This window comes from Mycobacterium sp. (assembly GCF_965229105.1).
In the GTDB taxonomy this organism is placed as follows: Bacteria; Actinomycetota; Actinomycetes; order Mycobacteriales; family Mycobacteriaceae; genus Mycobacterium.
Map to the genome: position 1 here is coordinate 4,720,288 of NZ_OZ245858.1, position 16,024 is coordinate 4,736,311.

Here is a 16,024-nt window from a genome sequence, read left to right on the forward strand (position 1 = left end):
CTCACTCCCCATCGTCGGTCAGATGGCCAGCCCCGGCCAGGGTCCGCGCCGTATCCCGGAAGGTGCACAGCGGCCCGCCGCGGGTCGGGTTGGGCACCTGGCCTGCGCGCAACTGATCAACGAGATCCATTGCGGTGGATCCGGTTTGCCTATCGAAGAACTCCCAGTTCACCATGACGACCGGGGCGTAATCGCACGCCGCATTGCACTCGATATGTTCAAGTGTGATCATGCCGTCATCGGTGGTCTGTCCGGCATCGATACCTAGGTGATCACGCAGCTGAGCCAGGATCGCGTCGCCACCCATGACCGCGCACAGCGTGTTGGTACACACCCCGACCAGGTACTGCCCGGTGGGAGTGCGCCGGTACATGGAGTAAAAGGTCGCGACGGCGGTCACCTCCGCAGCGGACAGTCCGAGATAGGTTGCGCAGAAGCCGATTCCGGCCGGCGTGAGGTACCCGTCCTGGGCTTGGACGAGGTGCAGCAGGGGCAGCAGCGCCGAGCGGGCATGTGGGTACTGAGCGGTGATCTCGACCGCATCAGCGGTCAATGCGGCCGTCACGTCATCGCTGTACTCCCGCGGCCCTGCAGAGATGGGCGGGGTGGGCTCATCGGGGCGCCGCCCCAGGTCCAGATCGATGGCGCTCATCGGTACCGTCTCCTCTTCGCGCAAGCGCTCATCGGTACCGTCTCCTCTTCGCGCAAGCGCTCATCGGTCCACCCCACCCATCACCGGATCAATGCTCGCGACAGCGGCGATCACGTCGGCGATCATCCCGCCCTCACACATCGCGGCCACCGCCTGCAGATTGGTGAACGACGGGTCGCGGAAGTGCACCCGGTACGGGCGGGTGCCGCCATCGGACACCATGTGCACGCCCAGTTCTCCGCGCGGTGATTCCACGGCGACGTAGACCTGACCCGCAGGAACCCTAATACCGTCGGTGACGAGTTTGAAATGGTGGATCAGGCCCTCCATGGACGAGTGCATGATCTTCTCGACATGCTCGTTGGAAGTACCGAGCCCGTCGGGCCCGAGCGTCAGATCTGCTGGCCAGGCCAGCTTCTTATCGGCGATCATCACTGGGCCGCGCAACCGATCCAATCGATCCAGGCACTGCTCGACGATCCGGCACGATTGCGTCATTTCGTTGACCCGGATCAGGTAGCGGCCGTAGGAATCGCAGTTCGGGTCGGTGACGATATCGAAGTCGTAGGTCTCGTAACCGCAGTAGGGCTGCGACTTTCGCAGATCGTGCGGTAGCCCCGTGGACCGCAGGATCGGACCCGTGATACCCAGAGCCATACAGCCGGTGAGGTTGAGGTAGCCGATCCCTTGGGTGCGGGCCTTCCAGATGTAGTTCTCGTTGAGCAGATCGGCCAGCTCGCGCAGCCGGCCGGGCAGGATATCCAGCAAGGCCCGGATCAGCGGGATGGCCTCATCGGGTAGGTCGGTCGCGAGCCCGCCGGGACGAATGTAGGCGTGGTTCATCCGCAGCCCGGTGATCGTCTCGAAGACGCCGAGGATGAGTTCGCGTTCCCGAAATGCGAACAGCATCGCGGTGATCGCACCGAGTTCCATTCCGCCGGTGCCCAATGCGACGAGATGACTGGAGATGCGGTTGAGTTCCATCAGCAACACCCGGATCACTGACACCCGCTCGGGGATATCCCCGGTGATCCCGAGCAGCTTCTCCACACCCAGGCAGTACACGGTCTCGTTGAAGAACGGTGACAGATAGTCCATCCGCGTGACGAACGTGACACCTTGGGTCCAGGTGCGGTATTCCAGATTCTTCTCGATCCCGGTATGCAAATAGCCGATACCGCAACGCGCTTCGGTGACGGTCTCGCCCTCGATCTCCAGGATCAGCCGCAGCACACCGTGTGTCGATGGATGCTGGGGGCCCATGTTCACCACGATGCGTTCCCCGGCGGAGCTGTCGGCAGCCGCTGCCACGATCTGGTCCCAGTCGGAACCGCCGACGGTGATCATGCTTTCGGTCGGTCCCCTCATCAGTGGTAGGTCCGCCGTTGATCCGGGGGTGCGATTGCCGCGCCGTGGAACTCCACCGGGATCCCGCCCAATGGGTAGTCCTTACGCTGTGGGTGCCCCACCCAGTCGTCGGGCATCTCGATGCGCATCAGGCCCGGGTGACCGTCGAACAGGATTCCGAAAAAGTCGTAACTCTCCCGCTCGTGCCAATCGGTGGTCGGATACACCGAAAATAGCGACGGCACATGGCGATCAGCGTCGGAGACAGTGACTTCCAGCCGGATCCGGCGGTTGTGGGTGATGGACATCAGCGGATACACGGTGTGCAGTTCCCGCCCCAGATCGTCGGGGTAATGCACCCCGGACACGCCGAGGCACAGTTCGAACCGCAACCGTGGATCGTCACGTAACACCCGTGCGACAGCCAGTAACCGGTCCCGGCAGACCTGCAGCGTCAACTCGCCGGCGAACACCTCCACCCGCTGTATCGCACTCCCGAATCTGATGCCGAGTGACCGTAGCGCGGCGTCGAGGTCGTCGACCAGCGCGTCGAAGTAGCCGCCATAGGGCCGGGATGCACTCGCCGCCAGCTCCGCCGGACACGCCAGCCGGCCGTATCCTGAGGTGTCGCCACTGCCTTCGACACCGAACATGCCGACACGATTGCCGGTCATCGAAGCAACCCGGTCAGTTCGATGGTGGGCCGGGACGCCAGTGCAGCGGCCTCGGCTGCCTCGATTGCCTCGGTGCGATTCACGCCGAGGGGCATAGCTTGAATCTTGTCGTGCAGCTTGAGGATTGCGTGTAACAACATCTCCGGTCGCGGCGGGCAGCCGGGTAGATAGATATCGACCGGCACCACATGATCGACACCCTGGACAATCGCGTAGTTGTTGAACATGCCTCCTGAGGATGCACACACCCCCATCGCCAGCACCCATTTCGGCTCGGCCATCTGGTCATAGACCTGCCGCAGCACTGGAGCCATCTTCTGCGAGACCCGCCCGGCCACGATCATCAAATCGGCCTGCCGAGGGGAAGCCCGGAACACCTCCATCCCGAACCTGGCGATATCGAAGCGCGGTCCGGTGGTGGCCATCATCTCGATCGCGCAGCACGCCAAGCCGAATGTTGCTGGGAACAAAGAACTCTTGCGGAAGTAGCCGGCCAAACTCTCCACGGTGGTGAGCAGGAATCCGCTCGGCAGTTTCTCCTCGAGACCCATCGACTCAGTCCCAACTCAATCCGCCGCGCCGCCACACATACGTGTACGCCGCGAACACCGCCACCATGAACAGCGCCATCTCCACGAGCGCGAACGTCCCCAGCGTGTCGAACGCGACGGCCCACGGGTACAGGAAGACGATCTCGATATCGAAGATGATGAACAGCATCGCCGTGACGTAGAACTTCACCGGGAACCGCTGTCCCCCCACCGGCGCCGCCGCCGGCTCGATACCGCATTCGTATGCCTGCAGCTTCGCCCGGTTGTACCGCCTCGGGCCGATCACCGTGGCCATCGCCACGGAGACCACCGCGAAAGCGCCTGCGATCACGCCCAACACCAGGATCGGCACATACACGCTCATAGAGCATGTCTACTGATCAAAACGTCGGCCGAATCCCCCGATATGGGTGGGACGCCGGGGGATCCCGCGGGTGAGACCGGGCTGCGGCTAGTGCCGCAGCGGGGCCAGACCGAGCAGACCGGGATCAAATGTGGCCCTGGCCGCGGCCGATGCGGCCGCCGCTGCGACGATCAGCCCGGCATCGGAGTCGTGGCCCTTGGCGAAGATGATTTCGGCGCTATCCGGGCCATCGCGGTGTGCCATCAGCCAGTCGTACAGCAGCCAGTCCACCGCGCAGGTGACGGCCATCGGATCTGCCTCAGGCAGCGCTGCCGCGTCGATCACAGATTGCAGTGCCTCGCGATGCTCCTGGCGGGAGGCGTCCTTGTTCACCCCGGAACTGTCGAAGAGCAGCATCGACAGGGTCAATGGAAAGCGTTGGCCCGCATCGGTTCGCACCACCCAGCGGCCACCCTTCCATGGTGCGGCCGAATCGACGAACTGCATCTCCCCGTATCCGCCGACCACACCGAGCGCCGGGTCGTCGAGCTCGCCGTCCAACGGGGCCGGCCCGAGCAGACCGAGGGGTTCGCGGGCACAGATGGAGAACAGCGCCGCCGTGCCGATGATCTTGCCCGCCGTGAGGTCAGCGGTGACACCGGCTACCGGTAACGCCGCGTGATATTCGAAGCAGAGCCGATCCAGCACGCGGTGCAGCTCGAGTAGATCATCGCGCTCCCCCGGTGTGGGTCGTCGACCGCCACCGAGGATATCGCCGAAGCGCTGCGCCACCGCGATGAGTGAATCATCGAGCGCCGCAAGGTGGGTTGCCACCAGCCGATCCGGTTCGTCATCGCCGGCAGCAAGTGTCTGCAGGGCGATGGGGGTGCCTGACGGCGTGGCCCAGTAGAAGCCGAGTTGGTCATCGGTCTGCACGATCCGTGGCCTCATCGGAAACGTCCCATCAGGACCTCCGCCAGATCACGACCCGGTTGTTACCGGAATCGGCAACGGCCAGCCGATCACCGCGCAGGGAGATCCCGTAGGGCCAGCACAAGGTGTCATGCCGGACCGATGTCCACCGGTTCTCCCCGTTAGAACCGAAGTCGGGCTGCGCCAGCACATGATCAGCAGCCCGCCCATCGGTGGGGAGGTTGTCCCATAACAGGATTCGATTGTTCGCGGTGTCCGCGATGGCGAGCCGCTCCGGACCCTCATCGCTGTTGTCGAGGCCGATCGCGTACGGGAAGCGGAACCTGTCGCCGGTATGGGGTCCGTAGGGCCACTCGTCGGATGCGGTGAAATCGGACTGGCCGATCAGGATATCGGCGGGCCGGTCCGTGCCCGGTTGCGGTGACCAACCCAGCACGCGGTGATCCCCAGCGTCGGCAACCAGCAGCAGATCATCGCGTCCGGCAATGTCATGAGGCCAACGAAAACTGGCCGGGCCTGCCACACCGCCGCGATTCTCTTCGCGATGGTGCCCATCCGGTTGTCCGAGCACGATATCGGCGGGTTGCTGCGGGTCCGGAATCCCATTGTCCCAGCCCAGCACCCGTCGATTGCCGGTGTCGGCGACCCAGAATCGTGACCCGATGACGGCAATCCCGAACGGCCAGTAGAACGTGTCGGGCGCGCAGTCCCGTCCGCGATTCGGGCTGACCGAGGCTGGATCTGATTGGCCGAGAATCAGATCGGGCGGGGTGTCGTCGAGCAGCGGTACCTCGTTCCACACCAGGATGCGGTGATGCCAAGCATCGGCAACCAGCAACCGGCCGTCGTGGATCAGCACACCGGTCGGCAGGTTCATCCCCCGCTCTGGGCCACGGCCGCCGGCGGCGCGACCCTCCGTCGTCCCGTCGGGCTGGCCGAGTACCACATCGGCGGGCTGTTCATCAGAGGTGGGCATCCCGTGCCACACCAGCACCCGGTGGTTACCGGAATCGGCCACCACCACGTGGTTTTCGTCGAGGAACACCCCGCGCGGGGAGTACATCCAGGCCATCGTCGGGCTGGCCGGCGGCAACGCCAAGCCACCGGGAGCCGGCGCGCCGAGCCAGACGTCGGGGTGCCACCCGCCGTCCATCTCGGCGACGGGCGCCACATCCACCCTGGCCGGTCGGCCACCGATATTGTGGCGGACGGTGTAGCGGCTCATGTCCCGACTCGGACCCAGATATCACCTTTGTCAATACGTAGCGGCAGTTGTTCGAGCTGGGCACCTGGGGCGCTGAGGCACTCACCGGAGGTGGCATCGAAACAGAAGCCGTGCCACGGACACGTCAGGGTGCCGTTCGCGACGTCGAGCACAGCGTTGTCCAGCGGCAGCGCTTCATGCGCACACTCGTTGCGGTACGCCGAAAGCTGCTGTGACACATTGACCAGGATCACCTCGGCGTGCTCACCGGAGCGCGATGTCAGGCTCGCAGGAGTGATGTCACCCGCAGGAGCCTCCGCGGCGGGCCCGACCCTGACCCAGCCTTCACCGGCGGGGTCCAGCCCGGCCCGCAGCGATTCCACCGAGATCAGCGTCGGCGACGGCTCGGCTGCCAGCACCTCCACGCCGGTCACCGACGGCACGCCCTCCACGAGGGCACTTTCCACCAGGTTCCGCAAGGTCACCGATGACATCGAACAACCGTTACAGGCCCCTTCGAGCCGGACGAATGCCGTCCCGTCGTCGATCCGCACCAGGGCGACATCGCCGCCGTGGCTGTGCAATTGGGGCCGGACTTCGGCAAGCACCCGGTTGGCCAGGGTGATCGGATCGGGCCGCACGATCTGATGCAGGGACAACAACAGGTGCACAACCGGATCGTCGACCAAATCGAACAGCACGGCGCGGGCGGCGTCGTGGGCGCGCATCTGCCGCACCATGGTGACCAGACCCGCGCGGTGGATCGCCTCGACGGCCGCCTTCATCTCCTCGGCAACCTGCCGGGCCGCCGGATCCAGCGCGGCCACCGCGGCGGTGGCATCATCGACCCGTCGGGCCAGATCCTCGAAACTGGGTTCGGCCCCGGCGGCAGGCCGCCCTGCCGGTGATGCCACGGTGGCGATACTCATCGTTGGCTCGGCGCTCACTGGGTGGCTTCGGACCGGTTCAGCGTCAGCTGACGGGCGATCTCGTCGAGCACGCCCCTGACCATCCGTACCGAATCTTGGTCGTCGAGTTCCTCGAACAGAAACCGGGCCTCATACAGTTTCGCCTTGGCGTGATCGAAGGATCCGAGATGCGCCAGCACGTTGCCCTGATTGGCCAGCACCCTGGCCCGGCCGATCGGATCGGAATCCCGGTCTCGCGCCTGCAGGATCGCCTCGTAGAGTTCGACGGCCTCGACGAGGTTATCGGCCTGATGCTTCGACGGTGTGTACACCAGCGAATTGGCAAGGTTCAGTTGGACACTCGCCCACTGCTCCGGATGGTCTTCCCGGGTGTAAACGGTCAACGCCGACCGCAGTGAGTTGGCCGCGACGCCGAGTCGGAGTTGCCCTGACGCCTCCACCATCGGCATGGTCAGATATGCCGTCGCCAGGTTCGCGTGTGCCGACGCCCACAGCAGCGGTGCTTCCTCGCGCAGCACCAGCTGCAATGCCGAGTGATAGTGCGGGATTGCCGTCACCATCAGCTCCGGGTGTGCCTGCGCCTGTTCGTGCAGCAGTCCGGCCAGGGTCAGGTGTAATTCGGCCCGGCTGACACGCAACCCGTCGGCACCCTCGAGGAGACGCAGCGCCCGCTCCAGGCGGTGCGCGCCGCTGTCGTCACCACTGTCGGCACTGATGGCCGCTGCCGCGCCGAGAAGCTGTCCGGCCAGCGGTTTCGACGCCGGTTCGGCGGCATCGACGGCCACGTCGAGCAAGGCGGTCGCAGTGGCCGGGTCACCGGCAGCCAGGGCATTACTCGCGTGGGCGGACAGGATGACCGCAGCGAGTTCGGCATCGGCGGTACCCATCTCCGGCACCACATCGCTGCGACCGAGCGCAAACTGCACCACATCCACCAGGACCGCGAATTCGCCGAGTCCGGCGCGCACCTCGTCGGCGTCTTCAGCATCCGGGTCGAGCACGAACCGGTTGTACCGGGTGACGGCGTCGAAACCTGTCAAGGCCGCCAGCGCCCCGTCCCGATCTCCGGCCAGCGCCCGCTCATGCGCCAGTAACGCCGACGGCCAGACCTCGGGCACATTGCCGGTCAGCAGGGTTGCGCGGGCCGCCTCGGTATCAGCGCCGGCAGGAATCAGCAAGTAGCCCAACGGTAACGGGAACGCACCCAACGGCTGTGGTCGGCGAGCCAGGACTACCGGCTCAGCCAGATCGGGGTCGGCGGTCAAGGTGGTCACGGCATCATCCATTCACAGGTCCTCGAATTTCGCGTTCAGCGGCCCGCTTGATCAATCTGGCGGACAACTCTGCGCGGGCCTTGGTCGCATGGGTATCGATCCGGGTCCGCACGACGCCGTCGGCGAACAGCACGATGATCTCCACCGCCCATCGCCCGCGTTCCTCGACGACCACCGTCTGGACCTCGAGCGCATCGTCGGCGGAACTCCCCGCGCGCGCCTCGGTCTTGGGGCGGGTTTCTTCACACCGGGGTTCTTCACACACCGCGATCACCGGTCGGGATCCAACGGAACGCGTAGTGCTCCCTGTGCATCGTCCCAGAATGCCTGATGAATGCCGACGGGTATCCGGTCCATCAGAACCTCCCGGACCAGGGTGGCGCGGTCCCCCGCGACGTTGCGTTGTTTGAGCAGCAGGCCCCCGCTGCGGGGTCCCCGCAAAGGGATCAACCAAAAATCGACATCCCTGATCAACGCTGTCACGGCATCGGAGGGAAATCGGCTGGCGGCCAAGCGGTTATCGAGACGGAGGTAACCATCTGCGGTGAATTCCACGTGCAGCTCATCGGCTGACTGCGGCCGCAGCCCTGACAGATAGTCACGCTCGATGATGTCGATCACCTCGGTCATGGCTGCCTCGACCGGCCCGGAGAGCTCGGCACCGAGTTCGACTTCGGACGCCTCGATCAGAAACACCGTGATATCGGTCGGGCAAGCGTCCCCGAGTGCCCAGCGGGCAAAGGCGATCGCGTTGTCCCAGCGGAACGAATGGGTGTGCAGGCCCTGCAGTGGCGGCAGCTCCTCGAGCTCAGCACCGGGAACCCGGAAGATGGTGCCTGGCGGATGGCCGGAAGGCCCCGTGGTCAGGCAGGCGTCGATGATGACGACGCGCTCGGCACCACGCATCTGAAAGGCGACGTCCATCCCCGCCGTACCGCCGTCGACCAACCGGGCGCCATCGGGCACACCCCGTTCCCAAAGATGGCGGACCAGAACAGGTCCGACACCGTCGTCGCCACGGAGCAGGTTCCCACAACCGACCACGAGTACCGAGCACCCAGGTGGCTCGATATCCGGAGGCTCCCCCCGGCCGGCTGCGCCTACATCTGCGATGGACGTCGGGATCACACCATTCCGTTGATGACGAACTTCGAAAGCTCGCGTCCCTTGGGATCGTACGCGTGCACGGTGCAGACCAGGCACGAGTCGAAACTGCGTGCGACATGTCCGAGTTCGACCGGGTCCTCGGGGTCGACAATCGGGGAGCCGACCAGCGCCTGTTCGATCGGGCCGAGGACCTCCGAACCGTCGCGGGGGCCGATATTCCACGCTGTCGGGGTGACCACCTGGTAGTTCTTGATCTTCCCGTCCTCGATGACGATCCAGTCCGAGAGTGAACCACGGGCTGCCTCGGTGGAGCCGAAACCTTTACCTTCGGCGTGCTCGATCGGCTTGGTGTAGAAGCTCTCCTTGAGGTTCAGCTGATCCAGCCAGGACCGGACCCACTGGTAGTACTTGGGCGCCTCGTGCATCCTGGCCAGCTGCCGGGTGAGCACGCTGGGCCCCATCTTGTTGATGATATCGACGAACAGCGGGTCGTTATCCTGATGTCCCAACGCATTCGGGCCGCCGGCCGCCATCCGCCGGGCCAGAGGACCCGCTTCCAATGGAATATTGCCGAGATCGCCGACGCTGTACCGCGGCGACTTCGCCCAGCTGTATTTTCCTTGCTTGCGACCGACCTCGGGATCGATCGGCCTTGTCTCACCCTCGAACGGATGCAGCGGACGGTCGTCTTCGTAGAACGAATGAGTGGTGTCTTCACGAACATTCGCCTGGTCGAACTCGTGCCACTGGCCGGCGGCATAGATCCCGCTGCGGCCGATCAGCGCGGCGTTTCGGCCATCGATCGTCGGGTTCTCATACAACGACGGCTCGAAGTAGGTGCCGGTGGCCAGAAAGTTGCCGACGCCTTGGCCGTACTTGTCCAACCCGATATCGAGGCAGTAGCGGATGAAGAAACCACAATCACTGTTGTACTGGGATTCGTTCTCGTCCACCCACTCCAGGACGTCTTCCCAGGTCTTGATCTCCAGCCAACGTTCGACCGAACAGCCCAGCCACTGCTTTTCGAGCCAGTTGTCCTTCCAGTGCTCGAAGATCGCGATCGCGCGGGTGACATCGGTCAGCGTCGGTGCGCTCATCACACCGCCAGGCACCATGAAACTGGAGTGCGGCCACTGACCACCGAAAATCGCATACACCTCAACGGGTTTGGCCGACAGTATGACGCCCGGCTGGTAGCTGGTGCCCACATACGGCGCGAACCGGCGCACCGCCTCGGCGTAGAGCTTGGACTTCGCGTAGTTCTTGTTGGTGAAGTCGATCGCGAACAGCGCGTAGAAGTACCGCGGGATGGACTGCAGGGTCTCCGCCGCCTGACAGATATTACGGATCAGCGTGGCGTTCGGCGGCACATGGGTTTTCCATGCGGTGTCGAGGGCGTATGCGGATTTGTACAGGTGGCTGCCACCGCAGATGCCGCAGATCCGCGGGCACACCACGAGGCCGGCCTGCGGATCCTTACCGCGCAGGATGATCTCGAAGCCGCGGAACATCGCGGCCTCGGTCCAAGCGGAGGTGACGATGCCATCGTCGATGGTGACGCGAACGTCGAGGTCTCCCTCGACACGCCCCAGGGGGCTGACAAACAGGTCAAGCGAAGTCATTGGGGGTCCTTTCGAAAACCAGGGCTGATGGTTCGGGTGTTCGGAGCAGGCGGATCGCCGACTAGACCACGAACATGTCTTCTTTGGACCATTGCGGCGCAGCGATTTTCGCTGCGGCGGCGTGCGCCATATAGGTCAGGTGATCGGAGCCCTCTGGGACTTCCTTGGGGATCATGCCGCTGACCTTCTGCGTCTTGAAGACCGTGCCGGGCATCAGATCGAAATGCGGGAACTCCGGCTCGGTGCAGCCAAGGCACGGCATACCGGCGCGGGTCTTCGACGACTGCCGGTTCCACAGGATCCGGTTGCACGGAGAGTGGGTCATCGGGCCACGGCAGCCGAATTCGTAGAATAGGCAACCGGTTCGGGTGCCTTCGCCGAACGACATGGTGGACTGTTTGTATTCGAAGAACTGGACCCGGGTGCAGCCGGTCTGGGTGAACGTCTTGAAGAACGTTTCCGGGCGGTGCAGTTCGTCGAGGGTGATATCCCCGGCACGACCCGTGGCGAGTGCCACCAGGATCTGGGTGATCCAGTCGGGGTGGGCGGGGCAACCAGGGATGTTGATGACCGGCAGACCCATCTTGGAGCGGAAGTCCGGTCCCAGGAAACCACCCTTGTTGCGCTTGTGGAACTGCAGGCCCGTCGAGCCCGACGGGTTGGGTTCCATCGCGGGGATACCGCCGAAGCAGGCGCAGTCCCCGATGGCCACCACAATCTGAGCCGCCTCGGCCAAGTCGACAACCCAGTCCTTCATCGGGCGGTCGGCGAAAATATCCATTCGCCCGGTGCCATTCGGCGCCTCGATGACACTGCCCTCGAATACGAATATGTCCAATGGGCGATCACCCTTAGCGCAATCCCAGAATACTTTCTGCGCATTCTTTCCGAGCTCGAGTCCCAATGACGGGTGCCAGAGTAGATCGAGACCGAAATCGACGATCAAATCGACGACGTTGGGTTCTTCGGCATTGAGGAATGACATTGTGTTGCCACTACAGGCACCTCCCTGAAGCCATAGAACAGAAGCCATCAAAACTCCTCTCGAAAACGACCTAGGGCGAGGCCGCAAATTGGGTGGAACAGAGCTGAAAAGGGATTCGGGCGTGCGGGTGTTGCTAGCGGGGAAGTTGGCGTCCGAAGGCGCGGGCTACCTGAATGATGAATCCCATGCCGCGCGTCACGTCCGGATCCTTGGTGACGCGCCAGAGTCCGAAGACTCCCTTGGGTCCGCCGGGATCGGCATCGTTAGCGGCTTTACCTTCGACCAGCGCCTGACCGAGCTCGGCCAGTACGTCGGCGGCCGCCGGATCCACCAACGGTGAATGCAGTAGCCGATCGAGGGTTGGCGTCGCTTCCACCAGTGCCTTTGTCAGCGATGCCACGGTGTGGGCCAGCGCGGTGAGATCGATGGATTTGAGTTCGGCGGTTCCGGGTAGCGAGGCGCCGAACGCCGCGGCCGGCCCCTTGATCTCACCGACGGCGGCGGAAAGCGAATCTGTGATGGTGTCCCCACGGCGGATCAGGCCGTCAAGCCCGGTCAGCAGTACCGCGAGCAGGTCGGCATGGTCGAGCAGGGTGTTCAACGATTCCGCCACCCGGGGATCGTCGAGCCGCTCACGCAACTCGTCGGCGGCCGAGGGGGCAAGGACCTGCCCGTTTGCCGTCATGGGACCTCCTGTTTCCGAGGGCCCCGACTCTGTGGCCCCAGTCACAAGCTAGACCTCGCGTTACCGCCGTGCCTATCGCTTTCGCGCAGGAGCTGTCAGGATTGCGAACACTTGAGCGCGCTGGTGCGCGCCCGAATCTCAGGAGTCTTGCATGATCGCCGCGAATACTTTAGGTAACCCTCACGTATCCCGTGTGGACTGTCCCGGGCTGCTTTGATGTCCCGGTTGACCCGATTGCGGTACATCGATGTCCGGCGGACCAGCAACCCCGTTCGCCGCAAAGTCCGCTCACGCGGCGTCCCTCCCGCACTGGCGAACAACGAGATCTTCTACAGCGAAAATATTGCCGATGCCGGACGGTTGATCGGCCGGGCGCTCTCACCGTTGACCCTGACGGTGAAGCCCGAGAATGCCGCCGGTTTTGCGGCGACGATGCACGGCATCCGGTTGCGAAATGTCAGCATGCTCTACCTGAACCTGCATGTTGCGGCGACCATCGACATCCCCGTACTCGGGCAGTACTACGCCGTCCACATGCCGATGAACGGCCGAGCGATATCCGAGCACCGCGACCGGACGTTCGAGTCGAACACCATCCGCTCGCTGGTGACCAGCCCGGGTTTACCCCTGCGGATCAGTTTTGACGACGATTCCCCGCAACTTCTGATCCGGATCGAGGAGCGGGCCATGGCTGCGCACCTCACTCGAATCCTGGGTCGAAGCCTGTCCCGCCCGCTGGTTTTCGATCCAGAATTCGACCTGACCACCGACGCCGCGATGCGTTGGCATGCCGCCGTTCAGCTAATTCACACCGAGGTGTTCCACGCCGGCTCGCTGATCCAGCGCGGGCAGGGCATCGGGGCGGTGGAAGAACTGGTGATGAGCAGCCTGCTGCACCTGCAGCCGTCGAATTACCATGCCGAGTTCACCGCTCCCCCGCAACCGGACAAGCGCCGCGCCGTCGTGCAGGCCGCCATGGACTACATCGACGACCACCTGGCCGAACGCATCACGATGGAAGCGGTGGCCAAAGCCGTCCATATGAGTGTCCGGTCGATCCAGCAGGGCTTCCGGGAGGAACTGGGGATGAGCCCGATGACCCATCTGCGCGAACGGCGCCTCGAGCGGGTGCACGAAGAACTGATCGATGCCATCCCCTCCGATGGCGTCACCGTCACCGCCGTTGCGGAACGCTGGGGGTTTCACCACCTCGGCAGCTTCGGTGTCGAGTACCGCAAACGGTGGGGTGAGTCACCGTCAGAGACGTTGCGGCGCTAGCCTTTTGAATCCGAATCCGATTTATTCCTGGCAGCGCTCGGTCGACGCCAGCTCAGTTCGCGGTGGGACAGCAGATGCTCGATGAGCAATTCGGTGGATTTGGTCGGCCGGGTCTGGCTGACCACATGCCAGGGCCGTTGCATCGGTGTTCCCGGCATCGGGAGCTCGACGAGTGCCCCGGATTCAATCTCGCGCCGAACCGCCTGACGCGATACCAGCGTCACCCCGAGCCCGGCCACCGCGGCCGCCACCACCGCGCCATGCGATCCGAGTACCAGCTGGGTCGGCGCCACGCCTGCCTCGTCCAGCAACGCCGTCAGCGTCGAACGCATCCCTGACCCTGACTCCCGCAGTAGCCACGTCGCGGTGGCCGGCTCGAAGGTACCGGCGACGTCGGGGGGCCCGACAACGAGCAGCGTATTGGGGCTGACAGCGCGGACCCTGACCTTCTTCCGCAAATCCACCGGTGGCCGGCCCGCGACCACCAGATCGACCTCATGACAGGACAACATCGGCCAGACGGCGTTACGCGCGGCGACTTCAAGATGCAGCACGACGCCGGGGTGCTTCTCGCGGAACGACGCCAGTGCGGCCGGGATCAGCAACTCCCCTGCGGTGGTGACCGCCGCGAGGCGAATCGAACCGTTCTCGGGATCGGCCTCGCCGCGCGCGGCGAGGATCGCCTCATCGTGCAGCCCGAGGATCCGCTGGGCGTACTCGACATAGCGTTCACCGGCGGCAGTGAGCCGCACGCCCCGACCGTGCCGGTCCACCAACGCGACCCCGACATCGGCCGATAGCGCGCGCAGTGCGGCGGAGACCGACGATTCGGTGACCACGAGACGCTCGGCGGCGCCGCGCATCGATCCCGCCGCCGCCAGTTCAACGAGGGCGCGCAGGCGTGCGTTGGTTGTCATGTCACCTCCGGCCCCGATAATGCCTGGTCGTCGGGTTCGACGGCGCTGAACACGCGGCTGGCCAGCAGATCCGGTGCGTCGATGGTGGTCAGCGCGGCCAGGTCGACCCAGGCTTCCCCCGATGACGAGCCAGCCAGCAGTCGGCGCGCGTGCCGCAGCCTGGCGCGTTCCATCGCATTACGCACACTGCGGGCGTTGGCGAACCACGGCTGGTCGATGCGCCGGTGCAGATAGCGCCGCAGCACGTCGCGTGCCTCCTCGGAGAACGTATAGCCCAGCTCGTCGGTCATCAGTACCGCGATCTCCTCCAGCTCACCGACCGTGTAATCGGGGAAGGTGATGTGGTGCGCGATCCGGCTCTGCATACCCGGGTTGGCCGAGAAGAACTGGTCCATCTTGTCGGCGTAACCGGCCAAGATGACGACCAGGTCGTCGCGGTGATTCTCCATCACCTGCAGCAGGATCTCGATCGACTCCGACCCGTAATCCCGGTCGTTCTCGATCTTGTACAGGTAGTAGGCCTCGTCGATGAACAGCACGCCGCCCATCGCACGTTTGATGACATCCTTGGTCTTCGGCGCGGTATGTCCGACGTATTCGCCGACCAGATCATCGCGAGTGACGCTGACCAGATGCCCCCGCCGCAGATAACCGAGTCGGTGCAGCAGCTCGGCCATCCGCAGCGCCACCGTCGTCTTCCCGGTCCCCGGATTACCGGTGAAACACATATGCAGCGTGGGTTGCGGTGCGCTGATCCCGAACCGTGCCCGCACCGTGTCTACCAGCAATAATGCCGCGATCTCGGCGATCCGGGTTTTGACCGGCTCGAGACCGACGAGTTCGGCGTCGAGCGCGACCAGCACGTCATCGACACCGGACTCGCGGCGCACCTCGGCGAGGTCGATCACGGCGTCGGCCGGCAACAGCACCGGCGCCGACTCAGGATTCGGGTCCTGGTCGGCGCCGGGCCGGTACCCGAAGGCCGTGCCCGTCATTGCGGGCCGTACCGGTCACCCTCTGGACGCGCCGTGGCGTACGAGTGGGTCGTATAGCCGATCTGCCGGTTCGCCTTCTCGGCGCGCTCGAGCCGGAAGCCGGGTTCGTCGGCCGGCCTGTTCACGATGAACGAGAACGCCGTGGTCTGCCTGCCGAGGCTGGCGTCGTAGGCGTTGAGCCGGATATAGGTGTTCGGGTTCGCCGCCCGGCAGGCGTTGACCTCCAACATCACCCCGGCCGCGTCGTTCAGGTCGAACATCGGCAGACCCCACATCTCCCAGTAGGTGTTGCGTGGGTGCGGGTCGTCGGTGAACTCGACCGACAGCGGCCACTGGTTGCCCAGTGCATAGTCGATCTGCGCGGTGATTTCGGCGTCGGTGAATTCGGGCAGGTAGGCGAAGGTGCCCTGGGTGATACGCATATCGGTCCTCACTTAATGGTCGCGTTCCTCTTCGGCCGGCTCCGCCGACCGCATCCATCGCGTCTGTTTGGTTGTCGTGCTCCCCGCGCGGGCGACTCCGCCGCCC

18 protein-coding genes are annotated in these 16,024 nt (G+C 64.5%); 1 reads left to right on the forward strand and 17 read right to left on the reverse strand.

Annotated features, from left to right (window positions below):
* Position 1: 1 nt before the first annotated feature.
* The 14 genes from nuoE to ADBZ9O_RS22115 all read right to left on the reverse strand — a co-directional run bounded on the left by nuoE (position 2) and on the right by ADBZ9O_RS22115 (position 12,306).
* The gene (gene nuoE, locus ADBZ9O_RS22050) at positions 2-652 is read right to left on the reverse strand and encodes an NADH-quinone oxidoreductase subunit NuoE (RefSeq protein WP_526525040.1); all 651 of its coding nucleotides are present in this window, start codon (positions 650-652) and stop codon (positions 2-4) included.
* Between the two features lie 60 nt (positions 653-712).
* A complete protein-coding gene (gene nuoD / locus ADBZ9O_RS22055) occupies positions 713-2,020 on the reverse strand; it encodes an NADH dehydrogenase (quinone) subunit D (protein ID WP_526525041.1) in 1,308 nt (435 codons plus the stop codon).
* Positions 2,020-2,673, reverse strand: a complete 654-nt coding sequence (locus tag ADBZ9O_RS22060) for an NADH-quinone oxidoreductase subunit C (RefSeq protein WP_526525042.1) — start codon at positions 2,671-2,673, stop codon at positions 2,020-2,022. Before ADBZ9O_RS22060 ends, nuoD begins: the two co-directional genes overlap by 1 nt.
* On the reverse strand, positions 2,670-3,224 hold the full coding sequence (locus tag ADBZ9O_RS22065) for an NADH-quinone oxidoreductase subunit B (RefSeq protein WP_526525043.1): 555 nt from the start codon (positions 3,222-3,224) through the stop codon (positions 2,670-2,672). The genes ADBZ9O_RS22060 and ADBZ9O_RS22065 overlap by 4 nt, the downstream gene beginning before the upstream one ends.
* Positions 3,225-3,228: 4 nt before the next feature.
* Positions 3,229-3,588 carry an NADH-quinone oxidoreductase subunit A gene (locus ADBZ9O_RS22070; RefSeq protein ID WP_526525044.1) on the reverse strand — a complete coding sequence of 120 codons (360 nt, stop codon included), beginning with the start codon at positions 3,586-3,588 and terminating at the stop codon, positions 3,229-3,231.
* An 87-nt stretch (positions 3,589-3,675) separates the two neighbouring features.
* Positions 3,676-4,518 (reverse strand): hypothetical protein, encoded by an 843-nt coding sequence (locus tag ADBZ9O_RS22075; RefSeq protein WP_526525045.1) that lies wholly within the window; start codon positions 4,516-4,518, stop codon positions 3,676-3,678.
* A gap of 13 nt (positions 4,519-4,531) precedes the next feature.
* The gene (locus ADBZ9O_RS22080) at positions 4,532-5,725 is read right to left on the reverse strand and encodes an NHL repeat-containing protein (RefSeq protein ID WP_526525046.1); all 1,194 of its coding nucleotides are present in this window, start codon (positions 5,723-5,725) and stop codon (positions 4,532-4,534) included.
* Entirely contained in the window at positions 5,722-6,633 is a 912-nt protein-coding gene (locus ADBZ9O_RS22085; protein ID WP_526525047.1) for a NifU family protein, read from the reverse strand. Before ADBZ9O_RS22085 ends, ADBZ9O_RS22080 begins: the two co-directional genes overlap by 4 nt.
* A gap of 14 nt (positions 6,634-6,647) precedes the next feature.
* On the reverse strand, positions 6,648-7,919 hold the full coding sequence (locus tag ADBZ9O_RS22090) for a hypothetical protein (protein ID WP_526525048.1): 1,272 nt from the start codon (positions 7,917-7,919) through the stop codon (positions 6,648-6,650).
* Positions 7,912-8,172, reverse strand: coding sequence for a hypothetical protein (locus ADBZ9O_RS22095; protein WP_526525049.1), 261 nt, complete (start codon positions 8,170-8,172; stop codon positions 7,912-7,914). Before ADBZ9O_RS22095 ends, ADBZ9O_RS22090 begins: the two co-directional genes overlap by 8 nt.
* A gap of 5 nt (positions 8,173-8,177) precedes the next feature.
* Positions 8,178-9,035: a hydrogenase maturation protease gene (locus ADBZ9O_RS22100; RefSeq protein ID WP_526525050.1), complete on the reverse strand. Its 858-nt coding sequence runs from the start codon at positions 9,033-9,035 to the stop codon at positions 8,178-8,180.
* Positions 9,032-10,636 (reverse strand): nickel-dependent hydrogenase large subunit, encoded by a 1,605-nt coding sequence (locus ADBZ9O_RS22105; RefSeq protein ID WP_526525051.1) that lies wholly within the window; start codon positions 10,634-10,636, stop codon positions 9,032-9,034. The genes ADBZ9O_RS22100 and ADBZ9O_RS22105 overlap by 4 nt, the downstream gene beginning before the upstream one ends.
* A 61-nt stretch (positions 10,637-10,697) precedes the next feature.
* A complete protein-coding gene (locus tag ADBZ9O_RS22110; RefSeq protein ID WP_526525052.1) occupies positions 10,698-11,669 on the reverse strand; it encodes an NADH-quinone oxidoreductase subunit B family protein in 972 nt (323 codons plus the stop codon).
* Positions 11,670-11,754: 85 nt separating this feature from the next.
* Complete coding sequence (locus ADBZ9O_RS22115) at positions 11,755-12,306, reverse strand: DUF1641 domain-containing protein (protein WP_526525053.1); 552 nt, start codon at positions 12,304-12,306, stop codon at positions 11,755-11,757.
* A 216-nt stretch (positions 12,307-12,522) separates the two neighbouring features.
* On the opposite strand from ADBZ9O_RS22115, the gene ADBZ9O_RS22120 reads away from it, so the two are divergent.
* Positions 12,523-13,584 carry a helix-turn-helix transcriptional regulator gene (locus ADBZ9O_RS22120; RefSeq protein ID WP_526525054.1) on the forward strand — a complete coding sequence of 354 codons (1,062 nt, stop codon included), beginning with the start codon at positions 12,523-12,525 and terminating at the stop codon, positions 13,582-13,584.
* On the opposite strand, the gene ADBZ9O_RS22125 is transcribed toward ADBZ9O_RS22120, so the two are convergent.
* From ADBZ9O_RS22125 to ADBZ9O_RS22135, 3 genes are read right to left on the reverse strand one after another with little or no spacing between them, the layout of a single operon-like run.
* On the reverse strand, positions 13,581-14,501 hold the full coding sequence (locus tag ADBZ9O_RS22125; RefSeq protein WP_526525055.1) for a LysR family transcriptional regulator: 921 nt from the start codon (positions 14,499-14,501) through the stop codon (positions 13,581-13,583). The two genes, ADBZ9O_RS22120 and ADBZ9O_RS22125, sit on opposite strands and share 4 nt — an antisense overlap.
* Positions 14,498-15,496, reverse strand: coding sequence for a CbbX protein (cbbX, locus tag ADBZ9O_RS22130; RefSeq protein WP_526525056.1), 999 nt, complete (start codon positions 15,494-15,496; stop codon positions 14,498-14,500). Before cbbX ends, ADBZ9O_RS22125 begins: the two co-directional genes overlap by 4 nt.
* Positions 15,493-15,918 (reverse strand): ribulose bisphosphate carboxylase small subunit, encoded by a 426-nt coding sequence (locus ADBZ9O_RS22135; RefSeq protein WP_526525057.1) that lies wholly within the window; start codon positions 15,916-15,918, stop codon positions 15,493-15,495. Before ADBZ9O_RS22135 ends, cbbX begins: the two co-directional genes overlap by 4 nt.
* Positions 15,919-16,024: the final 106 nt, after the last annotated feature.

Coding starts and splice junctions, on each gene's coding strand:
- nuoE (WP_526525040.1), bottom strand. CDS start 652: ATGAGCGCCATCGATCTGGACCTGGGGCGGCGCCCCGATGAGCCCACC.
- nuoD (WP_526525041.1), bottom strand. CDS start 2,020: ATGAGGGGACCGACCGAAAGCATGATCACCGTCGGCGGTTCCGACTGG.
- ADBZ9O_RS22060 (WP_526525042.1), bottom strand. CDS start 2,673: ATGACCGGCAATCGTGTCGGCATGTTCGGTGTCGAAGGCAGTGGCGAC.
- ADBZ9O_RS22065 (WP_526525043.1), bottom strand. CDS start 3,224: ATGGGTCTCGAGGAGAAACTGCCGAGCGGATTCCTGCTCACCACCGTG.
- ADBZ9O_RS22070 (WP_526525044.1), bottom strand. CDS start 3,588: ATGAGCGTGTATGTGCCGATCCTGGTGTTGGGCGTGATCGCAGGCGCT.
- ADBZ9O_RS22075 (WP_526525045.1), bottom strand. CDS start 4,518: ATGAGGCCACGGATCGTGCAGACCGATGACCAACTCGGCTTCTACTGG.
- ADBZ9O_RS22080 (WP_526525046.1), bottom strand. CDS start 5,725: ATGAGCCGCTACACCGTCCGCCACAATATCGGTGGCCGACCGGCCAGG.
- ADBZ9O_RS22085 (WP_526525047.1), bottom strand. CDS start 6,633: ATGAGTATCGCCACCGTGGCATCACCGGCAGGGCGGCCTGCCGCCGGG.
- ADBZ9O_RS22090 (WP_526525048.1), bottom strand. CDS start 7,919: ATGGATGATGCCGTGACCACCTTGACCGCCGACCCCGATCTGGCTGAG.
- ADBZ9O_RS22105 (WP_526525051.1), bottom strand. CDS start 10,636: ATGACTTCGCTTGACCTGTTTGTCAGCCCCCTGGGGCGTGTCGAGGGA.
- ADBZ9O_RS22110 (WP_526525052.1), bottom strand. CDS start 11,669: ATGGCTTCTGTTCTATGGCTTCAGGGAGGTGCCTGTAGTGGCAACACA.
- ADBZ9O_RS22115 (WP_526525053.1), bottom strand. CDS start 12,306: ATGACGGCAAACGGGCAGGTCCTTGCCCCCTCGGCCGCCGACGAGTTG.
- ADBZ9O_RS22120 (WP_526525054.1), top strand. CDS start 12,523: ATGTCCCGGTTGACCCGATTGCGGTACATCGATGTCCGGCGGACCAGC.
- ADBZ9O_RS22125 (WP_526525055.1), bottom strand. CDS start 14,501: ATGACAACCAACGCACGCCTGCGCGCCCTCGTTGAACTGGCGGCGGCG.
- cbbX (WP_526525056.1), bottom strand. CDS start 15,496: ATGACGGGCACGGCCTTCGGGTACCGGCCCGGCGCCGACCAGGACCCG.
- ADBZ9O_RS22135 (WP_526525057.1), bottom strand. CDS start 15,918: ATGCGTATCACCCAGGGCACCTTCGCCTACCTGCCCGAATTCACCGAC.